This window comes from Nocardia sp. NPDC055050 (assembly GCF_053608345.1).
The window spans coordinates 1-15412 of sequence record NZ_JBSGVG010000054.1; the positions used below are offsets into that span (position 1 = coordinate 1).

Sequence of the window (15412 nt, forward strand, 5' to 3'; positions counted from 1 at the left end):
GTCGCGGCGGCGCCTTTTCTTCTCGCACGAGAGTTCCGTCAAGGGGCGACGGAAGACCAATCGGCGAAACCCGTGGGGTCGTGGCGGCCCATGGAGGCGTGTTCGAACAGGCCCCAGCCTTCGAGATCACCACAGCGGGCGTAGCCGATGTGGTCGATCACGCCGTAGGGGGTACGGCCCTTGATCGCGGGGTCGGTGAGGTCGTAGGCGCTCGACAGCGACCAGTTCTCGCCCATCCAGCGGCCGTGGGTCCAGTCGGGGTCGGCGCCGTAACCGCAGCCGACGTGCAGGGCGATCCCGGGGCGCGACTCGATCTCGACCTCGAGCGGCTTCCCGTCGGGGGTGGTCATGTCCAGGCGCACGGATTTCGGGTGCCGGGTGCCGGACTCGTAGGTCCAGTGCATGCGCGGCCAGCCCAGTTGTTCCTTGCGCCCGTCGTTCCAGATCCGCACCGCGTTGTTGAGGGTGCGGGTGCCGTCGGGCTCCTCCTGCACGATCACCACGATCGAGAAATCCTGGAACCGCAGCGGCGCGTACAGCCACCAGAAACCGTCCATGCCGGTCGGCCTGCCTGCGGGTTCGGGCTCACCGGAGGGCCGGATGCCCCAGGATCGATCGCGGCTGCCCGTCCACACCGCCGGGTCGACCGGGTAGTCGATGCCGTCGACCGCGAGAGTGCCCTCCCACGAACCCGATTGGGCGAAGCGCGAGGCCTCGATGATCGGCTTGGTGCCGGACAGGATCAGGTGCGGCTGCTCCTGCACGGCGGGCTGCGCACCGGTCCAGGTCAGATCGAACCCGAGATCGTCGTGCTCGCAGACCACTCGGAGCTTCTGGAGCGGCTCGATCACCTCGATCCGGTAGCCGCCGACGGCGGTGGTCAGATCGCGCGAGGTGAGCGCGTCGGAGAAGCGCACGCTGCGCTGGGCGTCACCGTGGCGCACCGTCGCGAACGCGTCGACCACCCCGAGGTTCGGGTACACGCCGAACCCGGTGATCAGCATCGCGTCGCCGGCCGGGTCGAAGGCGTTGAAGTAATAGCGGTCGTAGAAGTTCCGGTCGCTGGTGGCCACCCTGGCCAGCGACAGCGGAGTCTGATGGACCGGGTATTCGTCCAGGGGGACGGGCATGATCGCGCGCATAGTCAGTCCCATTCGTAGGTGCCGTCGAGCAACGCCTCGAGGGTGAGGCGGTGCATCACGTAGTCGTCGAGTTCGGCGGGCACGGTGTCCTCGCCGAAATGGATCATCCGGCACTTGATCCTGGCCATCACGATCGCGTGCCGCAGCGCGGCGTAGACGATGTAGAAGTCCAGATTCCGGACCGAATGCCCGGTCAGTTCCTCGTATTTCGCCACCACCGCGTCGCGGCGCAGGAAGTCCACCAGACCCGGCTGGTCGAAGCGGGTGGCGATGTCCTGGAAGAACCGGTGGATGAAGATGGTCCAGCCGAGGTCGAGTTCGCGTGGCGCGAACGTCGCCATCTCCCAGTCGAGCACGGCCGCCGGGGTGAACCCGTCGAACAGGATGTTGCCGGGACGAGCGTCGCCCCAGTTCAGCACTTCGGGACCGGGATCGGCCGGCCAGTTGGCCTCGAGCCAATCGAAGGTCCGCTCGATCAGCGGCACCTCGACACCGTGGTCGGTCAGTGCCCACCGGTACCAGGCGCGCTGGGCCTCGAAATGCCTGCGCAGCGCGGTGCCCGCACCGTCGAGCAGCGGGAAGCGCTCGGCCACCTTGTCGATGGCGTGCACCTGGGCGATCACCTCGACCGTCGCGTCCGCCACCAGCTCGCGCTCGGCGACCGTCGCGTCGAACAGCCAGCCGAAGAACACGTACGGCGGATTGTCCGACGGCGCCCTGCCCTCGACCCGCTCCATCACGATGAAGGGGGAGCCGAACACCGAATCGTCGAGTTCGAGCCAGCGCAGCGTCGGCACGGCGACCTCGGAGGACGCGGCGACGCCGGCCATCACCTGGTACTGCATCGCCAGGTCGTAGGACTCGAACACCGGGAACGAGCTGTCCTCGGGCGCCATCCGGATGACGAAGGACCCCTGTTCGGCGGCCCCGTCCGCCGGCCATTCGGCGTCGAACAGGATGGTTGTGCTCGACATGCCGCCGCTGGACGGTTTGTTCAGATTGCTGACCGTCACGTCGGCGCCGACCCTGTCGGTCAGCCAGCTAGCCAGCTTCCCGGCTAGCTCGTCCAGATCGCGCTCGCTGACGGTGAGCGACATCTGAGCGGCCGGATCCTGATCTTCGGACATCTACGGGGTACCCCTGTCGGCAAAACTGTAACGTGTGTCACTTCTGAGTACCGGACGGCCGACCGGAATGTAAGGGCGGCATCGCTGAGTGAGACTCAGGGTTGACAGCGCAAAGATCGGGGTTTTCCCCGACGCGCTCCACCGTATCTTCCGATTAGCTTCGGTAACAACCGAACTCGATGAGGAGGCGTGGGTGACCACAGGGACCATTGAGCGTGCGCGCGACGACATCGCGAGCCCGCCCTCACCGCCACCGATGTGGCATCCGATCACCCGGCTCGCCTTCCGGTTCAGTGTGGCGTACCTGGGCCTTTTCTGTCTGTGGATGGCTCAGATCACCTTCGTCTTCCTGGGTGTGCTCGCGCTGCGGTTGCCCGAGGAGGCCATGCTCTGGCAGATCATGGCCCTCGATCCGGTGAGTAGCTGGATCGGTGAGCACGTGTTCGGGGTGGAGGCCGAGCTGGCGATGAACGGCAGCGGCGACCAGGCCGCGATCTGGATCCAGTGCGGTCTGCTGCTGGTGGTCGCGGTGCTGATCACCCTGGTGTGGTCGGTGCTCGACCGGCGCAGGCTCGCGTATCCACGACTGCTGAGCTGGTTTCTCACGGCGCTGCGGCTGTGTGTGGGCGGACAGATGCTGTTCTACGGATTCGCCAAGCTCATCCCGACGCAGATGCCCGAACCCGCGCTGACCACATTGCTCGCCCGGGTCGGTGATCTGACGCCGATGGCGATGCTGTGGACCCAGGTCGGATCGTCACCCGCCTACGAGATCGCTTTGGGCGCAGCCGAAGTACTCGCCGGTCTGCTGCTGTTCTGGCCACGCACCGCGACGGTGGGCGCCATGCTGGGCGTGATCAGCATGGCGCAGGTGTTCCTGCTCAATCTGACTTTCGACGTGCCGGTGAAGATGCTGGCCGGGCACCTGCTGTTGATGGGGCTGGTGCTGCTCGCCCCGCAGGCGCGCAGGCTCGCGAATTTCCTCGTGCTGGAGCGTGATTCGGGCCCGGCCGTGCAGCCACCGCTGTTCTCCTCGTCGCGGGCGAACCGGTGGGCGGCGGTGGCGCAGGTCGTGGTCGGACTGTGGATCACGGCGGGCATGATCGACGCGGGAATGCAGAGCTGGCGCGAATACGGCGGCGGTGCACCGAAACCCGAGCTGTACGGCATCTGGGAGGTGCGCGAGTTCAGCGTCGAAGCGACCCCGATCCCGCCGCTGGCCACCGATCCGGTGCGCTGGCAACGCCTCGTGATCGACGTGGGCTCGGCGGGATACCAGCGAATGGACGATTCGGTGGTGCCGGTGTCGGCCACGACCGACCTGGCGGCCGCCACGATGACGCTCGTCGCCGCACCCAGCGGCGCCGACGGAACCCCGGTGCCCTTCGCCACCTTCACCGTCGAGCATCCCTCGGCCGACACGCTGACATTGCGTGGCGAACTGGACGGCCGGCCCGCCACGGTCACTCTCGACCGCCTCGACCTCGAGCGGTTCCCGTTGCGCAGCACAGACTTCCGCTGGGTGCAGAACCAGCCGTACTTCGAATGATCGCGCGCCCGGTGCGTCAGCCGATTGTGATGGCATCCAACCGGATCCGGAGGAATTCGGCCGACACCACCGGCGGCCCCTGCGCCACCCGGCCGATCGGCGGTGCCAGCGGAGTCACCACCGCGTCGTGGTCGAGTTCGTAGAAGTAGATGAGCGAGACCAGGTCCTCCTCGGGGGCATCGGGCTGGGGTGGCAGCACCCGATGCCGACCCGACGGCCATCGCTCGCCGCTCCAATAGGCCAGCAGGTCACCGATGTTCACCGTCAGCGCGGCCGGATCGTAGGGAGCGTCGGCCCACCCGCCTGCCTCGGTGTAGACCTGCAACCCGCCCGCACCGGGTTCTCGGTCGAGCACCGTCACCGTGCCGAAGTCGGTATGCGGACCGATCCGGAACTGGCCGGGCTCCGGCTCACCGACGTCGGTCATCGGCGGATAGTGGTTGATATTGCAGGTCCAGGTCGGGCGTGCGGCCAGGTCGGCGAACGGGTTGACCGGCAGCGCGAGGGCCGCGGCGAACAGGGCGAGCAGTTCGTCGGACAGCGTGCGCACGGCGGCGGTGTACTCGGTCAGCAGCGCGCGCAGCTCCACGACCTCGGTGGGCCACACATTCGGCAGGAACCACATCTGATCGATCGCCGGATCACCGGTCGCGGTGTCGGCGCCGACGGCGAAGGTCTCCTTCAGATCCGGCGGGGTTTCGGTGCCCTCGGCATAGCCGTTGGCCTCGCGGCCGGGACCGATCCAGCCACGACCGCCGACGGCCACCGCGTACCGCTGCTTCACGTCGTCCGGCAGGGCGAAGAACCGGCGTGCGGCGGCCCGGACCGCGGCGGGCAACGCGGGGTCGATGCCGTGGCCGTGCACCAGGAGGAAGCCGGCCCGGCGCAGCCCTTCGTCGACCTCGCGTTCCACGGTGCGGGCCACCTCGCCGCCGGTGCGCCAGCGGGCCAGATCGACCGAGGCGATGCTGCTCATGCGGGTGTCTCCTTCGTCGGCGCGACGCCGATGTCCTCGAACCACAGGTCGGGGCGCTCGGCGATGAAGTCGGTCATCAGCGACACGCAGCGCGGGTCGTCCAGCACGATCACCGTCACCCCGTGTTCGGCCAGCCAGTCGTGGCCGCCGTGGAAGGTCCGCGCCTCGCCGATGATCACGGTGCCGATCCCGAACTGGCGTACCAGGCCGCTGCAGTACCAGCACGGGGACAGCGTGGTGACCATGATCGTCGGCCCGTAGTCGCGGCGTCGGCCCGCGGCGCGGAAGGCGTCGGTTTCGGCGTGCACACTCGGATCGTCGTTCTGTACGCGGCGGTTGTGGCCGCGGCCCAGCAGAGTGCCGTCGGCGTCGAACAGGGCCGCGCCGATGGGGACACCCCCTTCGGCCAGCCCGCGCAGGGCTTCGTCGTAGGCCACGTCCAGGAGTGCGTCCGGCGGTGTCATGGACTCCACTGTCCTGCCTGCTCGCCCGGTCGGCAACGTACATTTCGTCCATACCCGTGCGGTCGATCGATGACAGGATGACCGCATGTTGCCCACCGTCCGACAACTGCTCGCCGACCAGTTCCTGGCGGCCGACCCGCTGGTGCTGTCGGGGCGCTCGTCGCTGGACCGGGCCGTGCGGTGGGTGCACTCCAGCGAGATCTTCGAGATCAGCCCGCTGCTCTCGGGCGGTGAGCTGCTGCTGACGACGGGGCTGGGATTGGCGGGCGTCGACGCCGGAACCCGGCGTCACTACTTGCGCGAGATCGCCGATCGCGCGGTAGCCGGGGTGGCGGTCGAGCTGGGCCGCACGTTCGACACCGTCCCGCCGGACATGGTCGCGGAGGCCTCGCGGGCGGGGCTGCCGCTGATCGCCTTGCGCAGCGTGGTGCCGTTCATCGACCTGTGCCGCGCGGCCAATACGGTGATCGTCTCGCGCGAAGTGGGGATGCGGCGGGTGGTCGACGGGTTGACCTGCGAGCTGCTGGTCGAACTCGGTGCCGGGCACGGCCCGGCGCGACTGCTGTCGAAGGTCGGCGCGGTGACCGGGTGCCCGGTGGTGCTCACCGCGGGCAGTGGCGCGTTGGTCGCGGCGCACGGGGTCGACGATGATCGATCTGCCTGGGCCGCCGTGGAATCCGCCGGAGCTACCGCGAAGATCACGGTGCGCGACAGTTTCTGGGGCACCCTCACCGCCGGTCCCGGTTCACCGCTGGATCCGACGACGCTGGGCGAAGTCCTCGACCGTGCCGCCGCCGTGCTGGGACCGGCGCTCGCGCGATCCGCCGGCCCCAGCGGCCGGCCGCGCCGGGTGGCCACCCGGTTGCTCGCGGATCTGCTGGCGGACAAGCAGATCCGCCCGGCCGACCTCCGTGCGCGGCTGGCCGCGGCCGGTGCCGGTGCGACGGCCGGGCTACGTCTGGTCCCTGTGGCGGTCGACGCACCGGACACGCGGATCGCCGCCAGGCTGCTCGACAGCGCGGTCAAGGAACTCGGGCGCCCCGGGGTGATCGGTGAGGTGCACGCGACGGTGTACGGGGTGCTCGCACCCGACCCCTCGGCGACCGATCCCGTCGCCGAGGTCGCGGACCTGATGCGAAAAGCGTGTGCCACCAACAGCATCGATGGCGTCACCCTGGTAGTCGGTGACCCGGCGGAGTCGACAGCGGCGAGTCTGTCCGCCGCACTCATTGCGACAGGCCCGGCACTACGACTGGCCGTCCGTCAGCGCCGCGACCGCGCCGGGCAGAGCGGCCCCGTCACCACCCGGCGCGCACTGGCCGGTGATCTGCTGGTCGACGCGCTGCCCGCTGCCGACCGAGCCCGCCTCGTCGAGACCACTCTCGCTCCGCTGATCGCCTGGGACACCGCCCATCACAGTGCTCTCACCCCCACGCTCGAAGCGTTCCTGCGTCACGGTGGCAGCGCCACCCGATGCGCCGCCGCCCTCCACATCGGCAGGCAATCGCTCTACCAACGCCTGGACCGGATCAAAGCGCTTCTCGGCTTCGATCCCGCCGCACCGGAACTCACCCCCACCTTGCTGCTGGCGCTCAGCGCGCACCGGGTGTCGAACTGACGCGGATCGCGAGCACGGGGCGGGAAGCCGGTCATCCGGCCGCTGACCTGACCGAGCCGGCTGCCGGCTCGACGGGCCTCACGCCGCGACCACCGCCCGGTCGGCGCTGACACGTCCCCGGGTGAGGAAGAGGTACAACCCACCCGCCAGCGCGAATCCGACGAAGACGGTGATGTCGCCCAGATTCGGGAACTCCCGCACCAGGTAGCCGGTGAACTTCGCCTGGTTGGAGAACAACAGCACCGACACCACCAGGCCGGTCGCGAAGGCCACGACTCCACCCCGGTTGGTGGAGGCGCGGTCGTAGAGCAGTGGGCGGATGTCGGTGCCGCGGCGCAGGTACTGGTCGGCGAACACGACACCGAGCCACGGCCCGATCCAGTAGGCCACGATCAGCAAGAACGCCTCGTAGCCGGCCGCCGCGTCGGGCAGCGCCCACCACGCCACCAGGAAGCCGACCACGCCGAACACCGCCGAGACGAGCGCCCGCTGGGTGCGCACCGGCAGCTTCACCCCGATCGTCACGAACGCCATCGCCCCCGAGTACACATTGAGCGCGTTCGCCGCGATCGCGCCGAGGGTGATGGCCAGCAGCGTCAGATTCGCCAGTGCGCCGGGCAGATTCGCGGTGAACACGTCCGTGGGGCTCCCGGTCGCCGTGCTCACGATGGTCGCCGACGCGGCCCCGAGTGCCGACAACCACAGGCAGGAGACGAACAGCCCGGTCGCCGCGTATCCGCCGGTCGCGACCTTCGACACCGCGGTCGGCAGGTAGCGGGAGTAGTCCGCCGCGTACGGGTTCCAGCCGCCCGCGTAGCCGAAGGCGGTGCCGACGGTGAGCAGGAATCCGGCGATCCCACCCACACCGCCCGCGGGCGCGGCGCCGGTCAGCTCGGCCTTGCTGACGATCACGACGGTCACCAGCACGAAAACCACCGCCAGCAACGGGAAGACGAACCGCTCGAAGGCCTGCACCAGGTTGTGCCCGAAGACCGCGAAACCGGTCTGCAACACCACGATCAGCACCAGCGACGGAACCTTCGGCAGACCGGTCAGCGTGTTCAACGCGAACGCGCCCGACACACTGTTGGTGGCGAACCAGCCGACACCGCACATGATCGCCATGAACGTGGCGGGCAGCGCGTTCCCGCGGTACCCGAAAGCCGTGCGGCCCAGCACCATCTGCGGTACGCCGTACACCGGACCACGCGCGGACAACACGTAGTGCGCCCCGGCACCGAGACCGATACCGACCGCCAGCCCGAGCGCCGCCTGCCAGAAACTCATGCCGAAGACGGTCACCGACAGCACCCCGATGAAGATCGTGGCGAACTCGAGATTGGGCGAGGTCCACGTCCACAGCAGCCCGCGCGGACTGCCGTGCCGGGCGGATTCGGGGATGGTTTCGTTGCCGCCGGGCTCCACCGCGATCACGCGATCGGTGTAGTCCGCGGCGGGCGCGTTGTCTTCGGTCGTAGCCATTCTTGAACATTCGTCGGGTCCCGTGTCGTGGACAACCGACGGATCGTCCGTCAAGACGGGTCCGCCGACGGACAGATCGTCGATCGGCGCCGAGTCTGTCGGCGGGTGCGTTCGGGCCGCACCGAGCCAGGAACTAGGCTGGGACACTGTGCCGAACACCGCTGACACCGCATCGACCCCGCCCGCAGGCGACCCGAACTACCTGGTCGGGCTCGATCTGCGTGCACGCAGAGTAGTGGTGGTCGGCGGCGGAACCGTCGCCCAGCGCCGACTCGGCCTGCTCGTGGCCTCGGGTGCGGAGGTGCACGTGATCAGCCGGGCGGTCACCCCGGCGGTGGAGGGCATGGCTACGGCGGGGCAACTCACCGTCGAACTGCGCGCTTACGCCGACGGCGATCTCGACGGCGCCTGGTACGCGATGGCCTGCACCGACGAACCGGAGACCAACGCCGCGGTGGTCGCCGAAGCCACCGCCAAGCGCATCTTCTGCGTCCGCGCCGACATCGCGCGCGACGGCACCGCGGTCACGCCCGCGACCGCTCGCTACGACGGACTCTCCCTCGGCGTACTCGCCGGTGGCGCGCACCGCCGCTCGGCCGCGGTGCGCAACGGCCTCCTCGAAGCGCTGCAATCGGGTGTGGTGACCGATGATTCGGAACCGGTGACTCCAGGCGTCGCGCTCGTCGGCGGCGGTCCCGGCGATCCCGACCTGATCACCGTGCGTGGTCGCAGGCTCCTCGCGCGCGCCGATCTGGTCGTCGCTGACCGGCTCGCCCCGCCGGAACTGCTCGCCGAACTGGGCCCGCACGTCGAGGTGATCGATGCCGCGAAGATCCCCTACGGCCGGTCGATGGCGCAGGAGGCGATCAACCTCGCGCTCGTCGAGGGCTTCAAAGCGGGCAAGTTCGTGGTCCGGCTCAAGGGCGGCGATCCGTACGTGTTCGGTCGCGGTTACGAGGAACTCGAGGCGTGCACGGAGGCAGGCATCCCGGTGACGGTGGTGCCCGGTGTCACGAGCCCGATCTCGGTGCCCGGCGCGGCAGGCATCCCGGTGACCCATCGCGGGGTCACCCACGAGTTCGTGGTCGTGAGCGGACACGTGGCCCCCGAACATCCCGATTCGCTCGTCGACTGGTCGGCACTGGCCAAGCTGCGCGGCACCATCGTGCTGATGATGGCGGTCGAGCGGATCGACAAGTTCGCCGCGGCCCTGCTCGCCGGTGGTCGCCCGAGCGATACCCCGGCCGCGGTCATCCAGGAAGGCACGCTGCGCACGCAGCGGGTGGTGCGCGCCGACCTCGCCACGGTCGCCGACCGGGTCAAGGAAGAGGGCATCCGCCCGCCCGCGATCATCGTCATCGGCCCCACGGCCGGCTTCGGCCTCGACTAGCTTCACCGACGGCGCGCCCACTCGTTGCCGGTGCGCCAATTACACTGCCTCACTGTGCTCGATAAACCCGCTGCGACGATGCAGTATCCGGTGAAGCAGCGGGCGTTCGGCCTGGCCATCCTCGTGCTGAGCGGTCTGCAGTTCATGGTGGTGCTCGACGGCACCGTCGTGATCTTCGCCCTGCCGCGCCTGCAGCAGGACATGGGGCTGTCCAGTTCGGGCAGTGCGTGGACGGTGACCGCCTACGGGCTCACCTTCGCGGGGTTGATGCTGCTCGGTGGCAGGCTCGGCGACGCGTTCGGCCGCAAACGCATGCTGATCTACGGTGTCGGCCTGTTCACCGCCGCCTCGCTGGCGTGCGGTCTGGCCACCGGTGAGGCGATGCTGCTGATCTCGCGCGCCTTCCAGGGCGCGGGCGCCGCCATCGCGGCACCGACCGCGTTCGCACTGGTCGCGACCACCTTCGCACCCGGGCCGGCCAGGAACCAGGCGATCGCGATCGTGGGCTCGATGGCGGGCATCGGATCGGTCGGTGGTCTCATCGTCGGCGGTGCGCTGACCGAGGTCGGGTGGCGCTGGATCTTCCTGATCAACGTCCCGATCGGCGCGCTCATCGTGCTCGGCGCGGTCTACAAGCTCACCGACACCGAACACCACCGCACTCCGCTCGACATCAAGGGCGCGATTCTGGGCACCCTGGCCTGCGCGACGATCGTGTTCGGTGCCACCGAGGGCCCGGCGATGGGCTGGACGAGCCCGCTGATCCTTGGTTCGCTGATCGGCGGTTTCGTCCTGCTGGTGATCTTCGTTTTCGCCGAGCGACGCGAATCCGATCCGCTGCTGCCGTGGTCGCTGTTCGACAGCCGCGACCGGGTCGCCACCTTCGTTCTGATCTTCCTGGCCGGTGCGGTGCTCGGCGCGATGACATTCTTCGTCGCCCAGCTGCTGCAGAACGTGCTCGGCTACAGCCCGCTGCTGGCCGGTGTCGCCTCGATCCCGTTCACCATCGGCATCGGTGTCGGCGGTGCCGTGGCCTCCAAGGCCGCGTTGGTGATCGCGCCGCGCTGGTTGCTCGCCACCGCGGGTGTGGTGCTCGCCGTCGGCCTGTTCTTCGGGTCGACGCTGGACCGGCACGTGCAGTACCTGCCGACGCTGCTGGCCCTGCTGCTGGTGATCGGCTTCGGCGTCGGGATGGCGATCGTGCTCGCTCCGCTCTGCGTGCTGGTCGGGGTTCCGCCGTCGAACATCGGCCCGCTCTCGGCGGTCGGCCAGATGTTCATGAGCCTGGCGACACCGATCGCCATCGGTCTGCTCAGCCCGATCGCGGCGTCACGCACGCTGTCGCTCGGCGGCAGCGATACCCCCGGCGCGAACACGACGCCCGCCGAGATCGACGCGCTCAACAGCGGCTACACCCTGGTGCTGTTCATCTGCGCGATCATCGCCGCCGTCGCCGCGCTCGTCGCGCTGACCGTGCGCTACACCCCGCAACAGCTGGTGCAGGCGCAGCACGCGCAGGAAGAGGCCCAGCGGAGCTGACTCCGCCGGGCCCGCTGGTCAGAAGCGTCCGGCGACCTTGGTGGGGGTGACGCGGATGACGACGCGTTCGGCGTCGTCCACCGAGGCCGGGTTGAACTCGCGATACGGCTTGCCGGTGTATTTGAGCGACATCTCGTCCGGCAGCGCCCGCTCGGGATCCGGTGTGGTGGTGGCGGTTCCGCGTACCTCGGCGTACAGGAACGGCCGCTCCGGCGGGTTCACCATCACGGTGATCCGCGGGTCACGCACCAGGTTCTTGGCCTGCTGCCGTGAGACGGTGGTGGAGAACAGCAGTTCGTCGCCCTCGCGTTTGATCCAGACCACGGTCAGATGCGGATGCCCGTTGGGCCCGACGGTGGCGACGGTCGCGTAGACCTTCTCCTCGTCGAGGTACGACTTCAGTTCATCGGAAAGCACTGCGGTATCGGTCACGCTCTTGGACAACGCATTGCCCGGCCGGGGAATTCCGGTCAGGATTCGATCGGTGGTCACGCGTAGCCGGAGCGCGTCGACCAGTCGCGCGGCGCGGAAACGCCGCCGCCGGGCGCGGTGTCGGTGTGTCCACGCGGCGGCGTGGTAGACGTTGCGGCCATGAGTCGCACGCTGGTGTGGGTACTGGAGCTCGGGCTGACCGTCCTCGGTGTGGTCTGGTTGTCGCTCTTCTCGTGGACAACCGGCGGGATCGGCCTGCTGCTGGTCTGGGATCTGCTGGCCGTCGCCTATGTCGCGTCGGGCTGGCTGCTGTTGCGCCGCGACCTGCCCGACGACTCCATCGACTGGATCGGTCCACGCTGGTACACCACCACTTTCGCGGTGGTGGCCAGTGGCGCCGGGCTGGCGGCCGGGATGATCATGATCGGTGCCCGCGACAGCGATGCCGACAATGCCGTCGCGGCGGCGACGGTGCTGATGTCGTGGTTGCTCCTGCACACCGCGTTCGCGCAGATCTACGCGCGGGCCCAGTTCGCCGACGGGGGACTGCGTTTCCCGGAGTGCCCGGTGCCGCAGCTGTCGGAGTTCGTGTACTTCTCGTTCACCATCGGTACGTCGTTCGCGGTATCGGATGTGAAGGTGGTGCACCGGTCGATGCGCCGGCGCGTCACCGCCCACAGCGTGCTGAGTTTCTTCTTCAACGCCGCCGTCGTCGCCATCGCGATCGACTGGATCAAGGGGTAGCGACGGTGTGCGCGTCGGCGACGGTGAGGGCTTGGTCGAGGATGGCGAGCCCCTCCTTGGCCTCGGCCTCGGTGATCACGCACGGCGGGACCACGTGCAAGCGGTTGAAATTGACGAACGGCAGCATCCCGCCTGCGCGGCAGGCGGCCACCAGTTCGTTCATCGCGGGGCTGGTGCCGCCGTAGGGGGCCAGTGGCTCGCGGGTGGCCCGGTTCCGGACCAGCTCGACGGCCCAGAAGACACCGAGCCCGCGGACTTCGCCGATGCTCGGATGCCGTTGCGCCAGTTCACGAAGGCCGGGCCCGATGACCGTCGCGCCGATGTCGGCGGCGTTCTCGACAATGCCTTCCTCGGCCATCGCGTTGATCGTCGCGACGGCAGCGGCGGTGGCCAGCGGATGACCGGAATAGGTGAGCCCGCCGGGATACGGGCGGTGGGCGAAGGTCGCCGCGATGGCCGCGTTGATCGCCACGCCGCCGAGCGGGACATACCCGGAGTTCACGCCCTTGGCGAAGGTGATCAGATCGGGCACGACATCGAAATTGTCGATGGCGAACCACTTTCCGGTCCGGCCGAAGCCTGCCATCACCTCGTCGGCGATGAAGACGATGCCGTGCTTGTCGCACAGCGCGCGCACTCCACGCATGTACTCCGTGGTCGGCACCATGATGCCCGCGGTGCCCGGGACCGACTCCAGGACGACCGCGGCGATGGTGGCCGGACCCTCCATCTCGATGGTGCGTTCCAGATGTGCCAGCGCGCGTTCGGTTTCCTGCGCCTCGTCGGTGGCGTGGAACTCCGAGCGATACAGGAACGGGCCGAAGAAGTGCACGGTGCCGGTGTTGCCGTGGTCGTTGGGCCAGCGGCGCGGGTCGCCGGTGAGGTTCACCGCGGTCTCGGTGCCGCCGTGGTAGGAGCGGTAGCGCGAGAGCACCTTGTAGCGGCCGGTGTGCAGTCGCGCCATCCGGACGGCGTGCTCGACGGCGTCGGCGCCGCCGTTGGTGAAGAAGATCGTGTCGAGGTCACCGGGCGTGCGTTCGCTGATCAGACGGGCCGCTTCCGAGCGGGCATCGTTGACGAACGAGGGTGCGACAGTGCACAGCTTGGCCGCCTGCTCCTGGATCGCGGCCACGACCTTCGGATGCTGGTGACCGATATTGGTGTTCACCATCATCGAGGAGAAGTCGAGCAGGCGGTTGCCCTCGCCGTCCCACACGTAGCACCCCTCGGCGGCGGTGAGCACCGTCGGCGTGAGAGTCGCCTGCGCGGACCAGGAATGGAAGACGTGGCGGCGGTCGAGCTCGTAGGCGCGAGCGGCCTCTTCGGAAAGCGTCATGGCGAAGTCTCCTGGAGTCACTTGTTCTGTGGGAAACCGAGTTCCAGCCCACCGTGGCTCGGGTCGAGCCAGCGGGTGGTGACCGCTTTGGTGCGGGTGAAGAAGTGCACGCCGTCGGTGCCGTGCGCGTGCGAGTCACCGAACAGGGAATTCTTCCAGCCGCCGAAGCTGAAATAGGCCATCGGCACGGGGATCGGGACGTTGATGCCGACCATACCCACCTCCACCTCGTGCTGGAACCGTCGTCCCGCGCCGCCGTCGTTGGTGAAGATGGCGGTGCCGTTGCCGTAGCGGTTCGCGTTGATCAGCGCCACCGCCTCCTCATAGGTGCCGACCCGCACGACCGACAGCACCGGGCCGAAGATCTCGTCGGTGTAGACGCTCATGGTCGGAGTGACCTCGTCGAGAATCGTGGGGCCCAGCCAGAATCCGTCCGGTGCGCCGTCGACGGTGAGATTGCGCCCGTCGAGCACCACCCGGGCACCGGCCGTCTCGCCCGCGTCGATGTACTCGGCCACCCGGTCGCGGTGCGCCCGGGTGATCAGCGGGCCCATCTCGGCGCCACCGGTGCCGTCACCGGTGACGATGTTCGCGGCTCGTGCACTGATCTTGGTGACCAGATCGTCGGCCACCCCGCCGACGGCGACGACCACGCTGATCGCCATGCACCGCTCACCCGCCGACCCGAAACCGGCGTTCACGGCGGCATCGGCGGCCAGGTCCAGATCGGCGTCGGGCAGTACCACCATGTGGTTCTTCGCGCCGCCGAGCGCCTGCACCCGCTTGCCCGCCGCGGTGCCGCGCTGGTACACGTACTTGGCGATCGGGGTCGAGCCGACGAACGAGACGGCCTTGACGGCCGGGTTGTCCAGGAGCTCGTCGACGGCGACCTTGTCGCCCTGCACGACATTGAACACACCGTCGGGCAGGCCTGCCTCCTGCCACAGCCGCGCCAGCCACAGCGCCGCCGACGGGTCCTTCTCGCTCGGCTTGAGCACCACGGTGTTGCCCGCGCCGATCGCCAGCGGGAAGAACCACATCGGCACCATGGCGGGGAAGTTGAACGGTGCGATGATCGCGACCGGACCCAGCGGCTGCCGGATCGAGTAGATGTCGACATCGGTCGAGGCGTTCTCGGTGAAGCCGCCTTTGAGCAGATGCGGGACACCACAGGCGAATTCGACGACTTCGAGCCCACGGGTCACCTCGCCGAGCGCGTCGGCGGCCACCTTGCCGTGTTCGGCGGTGATCACCGCGGCCAGTTCGGTCTTCCGCTCGGCCAGGAGTTCGCGGAAGCGGAACAGCACCTGGGTGCGGCGGGTGAGCGAGGAGTCACGCCAGGAGGCGAAGGCCATCGTCGCGGCGTCGATCGCGGCGCGGGTGTCGGCCACATTGGCCAGCGCCAGCTCCCCGGTGACGGCGCCGGTGGCGGGATTGGTCACCGGCGCGGTGGTCTCGCTGCTGCCGCTGACCGATTTGCCGTCGATCCAGTGCCCGATGGACTGCATGAATGCCTCGTTTCGCCGGTGGTGTGGTGCTTCCACCCTGGTCCATCCTGAGCTGCTGGCGGGCCGACGATATGTACACAATCACGGCATTCATATTACGATTCG

At 68.7% G+C, this 15412-nt stretch carries 13 protein-coding genes; 5 read left to right on the forward strand and 8 right to left on the reverse strand.

Features of this window, described 5'->3' with window-relative positions; translation table 11 throughout:
* Positions 1 to 38: 38 nt before the first annotated feature.
* Both ACWGCN_RS32790 and ACWGCN_RS32795 read right to left on the reverse strand, forming a co-directional pair.
* Positions 39 to 1130: a hypothetical protein gene (locus ACWGCN_RS32790; protein ID WP_378992295.1), complete on the reverse strand. Its 1092-nt coding sequence runs from the start codon at positions 1128 to 1130 to the stop codon at positions 39 to 41.
* A gap of 14 nt (positions 1131 to 1144) precedes the next feature.
* Complete coding sequence (locus ACWGCN_RS32795; RefSeq protein WP_387442269.1) at positions 1145 to 2269, reverse strand: phosphotransferase family protein; 1125 nt, start codon at positions 2267 to 2269, stop codon at positions 1145 to 1147.
* A gap of 193 nt (positions 2270 to 2462) precedes the next feature.
* Between ACWGCN_RS32795 and ACWGCN_RS32800 the strand changes: the two genes are divergently transcribed.
* Positions 2463 to 3818 (forward strand): DoxX family protein, encoded by a 1356-nt coding sequence (locus ACWGCN_RS32800; RefSeq protein ID WP_452459700.1) that lies wholly within the window; start codon positions 2463 to 2465, stop codon positions 3816 to 3818.
* A gap of 16 nt (positions 3819 to 3834) precedes the next feature.
* On the opposite strand, the gene ACWGCN_RS32805 is transcribed toward ACWGCN_RS32800, so the two are convergent.
* Both ACWGCN_RS32805 and ACWGCN_RS32810 read right to left on the reverse strand, forming a co-directional pair.
* Positions 3835 to 4794: an isopenicillin N synthase family dioxygenase gene (locus tag ACWGCN_RS32805; RefSeq protein WP_452459701.1), complete on the reverse strand. Its 960-nt coding sequence runs from the start codon at positions 4792 to 4794 to the stop codon at positions 3835 to 3837.
* Positions 4791 to 5258 (reverse strand): nucleoside deaminase, encoded by a 468-nt coding sequence (locus tag ACWGCN_RS32810; RefSeq protein ID WP_378992299.1) that lies wholly within the window; start codon positions 5256 to 5258, stop codon positions 4791 to 4793. Before ACWGCN_RS32810 ends, ACWGCN_RS32805 begins: the two co-directional genes overlap by 4 nt.
* An 85-nt stretch (positions 5259 to 5343) precedes the next feature.
* Here ACWGCN_RS32810 and ACWGCN_RS32815 point away from each other — a divergent pair, with 85 nt between their 5' ends.
* The gene (locus ACWGCN_RS32815) at positions 5344 to 6876 is read left to right on the forward strand and encodes a PucR family transcriptional regulator (protein WP_452459702.1); all 1533 of its coding nucleotides are present in this window, start codon (positions 5344 to 5346) and stop codon (positions 6874 to 6876) included.
* A 78-nt stretch (positions 6877 to 6954) separates the two neighbouring features.
* On the opposite strand, the gene ACWGCN_RS32820 is transcribed toward ACWGCN_RS32815, so the two are convergent.
* Positions 6955 to 8358: a purine-cytosine permease family protein gene (locus ACWGCN_RS32820; RefSeq protein WP_452459703.1), complete on the reverse strand. Its 1404-nt coding sequence runs from the start codon at positions 8356 to 8358 to the stop codon at positions 6955 to 6957.
* Between the two features lie 148 nt (positions 8359 to 8506).
* On the opposite strand from ACWGCN_RS32820, the gene cobA reads away from it, so the two are divergent.
* Both cobA and ACWGCN_RS32830 read left to right on the forward strand, forming a co-directional pair.
* A complete protein-coding gene (gene cobA / locus ACWGCN_RS32825) occupies positions 8507 to 9748 on the forward strand; it encodes a uroporphyrinogen-III C-methyltransferase (protein ID WP_378992303.1) in 1242 nt (413 codons plus the stop codon).
* Between the two features lie 78 nt (positions 9749 to 9826).
* On the forward strand, positions 9827 to 11287 hold the full coding sequence (locus ACWGCN_RS32830; protein ID WP_378628251.1) for an MFS transporter: 1461 nt from the start codon (positions 9827 to 9829) through the stop codon (positions 11285 to 11287).
* A gap of 18 nt (positions 11288 to 11305) precedes the next feature.
* On the opposite strand, the gene ACWGCN_RS32835 is transcribed toward ACWGCN_RS32830, so the two are convergent.
* Positions 11306 to 11779, reverse strand: a complete 474-nt coding sequence (locus tag ACWGCN_RS32835) for a PPOX class F420-dependent oxidoreductase (protein WP_378992304.1) — start codon at positions 11777 to 11779, stop codon at positions 11306 to 11308.
* Positions 11780 to 11878: 99 nt separating this feature from the next.
* Between ACWGCN_RS32835 and ACWGCN_RS32840 the strand changes: the two genes are divergently transcribed.
* Positions 11879 to 12463, forward strand: coding sequence for a DUF1345 domain-containing protein (locus tag ACWGCN_RS32840; protein WP_378992306.1), 585 nt, complete (start codon positions 11879 to 11881; stop codon positions 12461 to 12463).
* Here ACWGCN_RS32840 and ACWGCN_RS32845 read toward each other — a convergent pair.
* Positions 12453 to 13799 (reverse strand): aspartate aminotransferase family protein, encoded by a 1347-nt coding sequence (locus tag ACWGCN_RS32845; protein ID WP_378992308.1) that lies wholly within the window; start codon positions 13797 to 13799, stop codon positions 12453 to 12455. The two genes, ACWGCN_RS32840 and ACWGCN_RS32845, sit on opposite strands and share 11 nt — an antisense overlap.
* Before the next feature lie 17 nt (positions 13800 to 13816).
* Complete coding sequence (locus tag ACWGCN_RS32850) at positions 13817 to 15307, reverse strand: CoA-acylating methylmalonate-semialdehyde dehydrogenase (protein WP_452459704.1); 1491 nt, start codon at positions 15305 to 15307, stop codon at positions 13817 to 13819.
* Positions 15308 to 15412 lie beyond the last annotated feature (105 nt).

Excerpts from the sequence above, each read along its gene's own strand:
- ACWGCN_RS32805 (WP_452459701.1), bottom strand. The coding sequence starts at position 4,794 with ATGAGCAGCATCGCCTCGGTCGATCTGGCCCGCTGGCGCACCGGCGGC.
- ACWGCN_RS32790 (WP_378992295.1), bottom strand. The coding sequence starts at position 1,130 with ATGCCCGTCCCCCTGGACGAATACCCGGTCCATCAGACTCCGCTGTCG.
- ACWGCN_RS32830 (WP_378628251.1), top strand. The coding sequence starts at position 9,827 with ATGCAGTATCCGGTGAAGCAGCGGGCGTTCGGCCTGGCCATCCTCGTG.
- ACWGCN_RS32815 (WP_452459702.1), top strand. The coding sequence starts at position 5,344 with ATGTTGCCCACCGTCCGACAACTGCTCGCCGACCAGTTCCTGGCGGCC.
- ACWGCN_RS32795 (WP_387442269.1), bottom strand. The coding sequence starts at position 2,269 with ATGTCCGAAGATCAGGATCCGGCCGCTCAGATGTCGCTCACCGTCAGC.
- ACWGCN_RS32850 (WP_452459704.1), bottom strand. The coding sequence starts at position 15,307 with ATGCAGTCCATCGGGCACTGGATCGACGGCAAATCGGTCAGCGGCAGC.
- ACWGCN_RS32845 (WP_378992308.1), bottom strand. The coding sequence starts at position 13,799 with ATGACGCTTTCCGAAGAGGCCGCTCGCGCCTACGAGCTCGACCGCCGC.
- ACWGCN_RS32810 (WP_378992299.1), bottom strand. The coding sequence starts at position 5,258 with ATGACACCGCCGGACGCACTCCTGGACGTGGCCTACGACGAAGCCCTG.
- ACWGCN_RS32820 (WP_452459703.1), bottom strand. The coding sequence starts at position 8,358 with ATGGCTACGACCGAAGACAACGCGCCCGCCGCGGACTACACCGATCGC.
- ACWGCN_RS32840 (WP_378992306.1), top strand. The coding sequence starts at position 11,879 with ATGAGTCGCACGCTGGTGTGGGTACTGGAGCTCGGGCTGACCGTCCTC.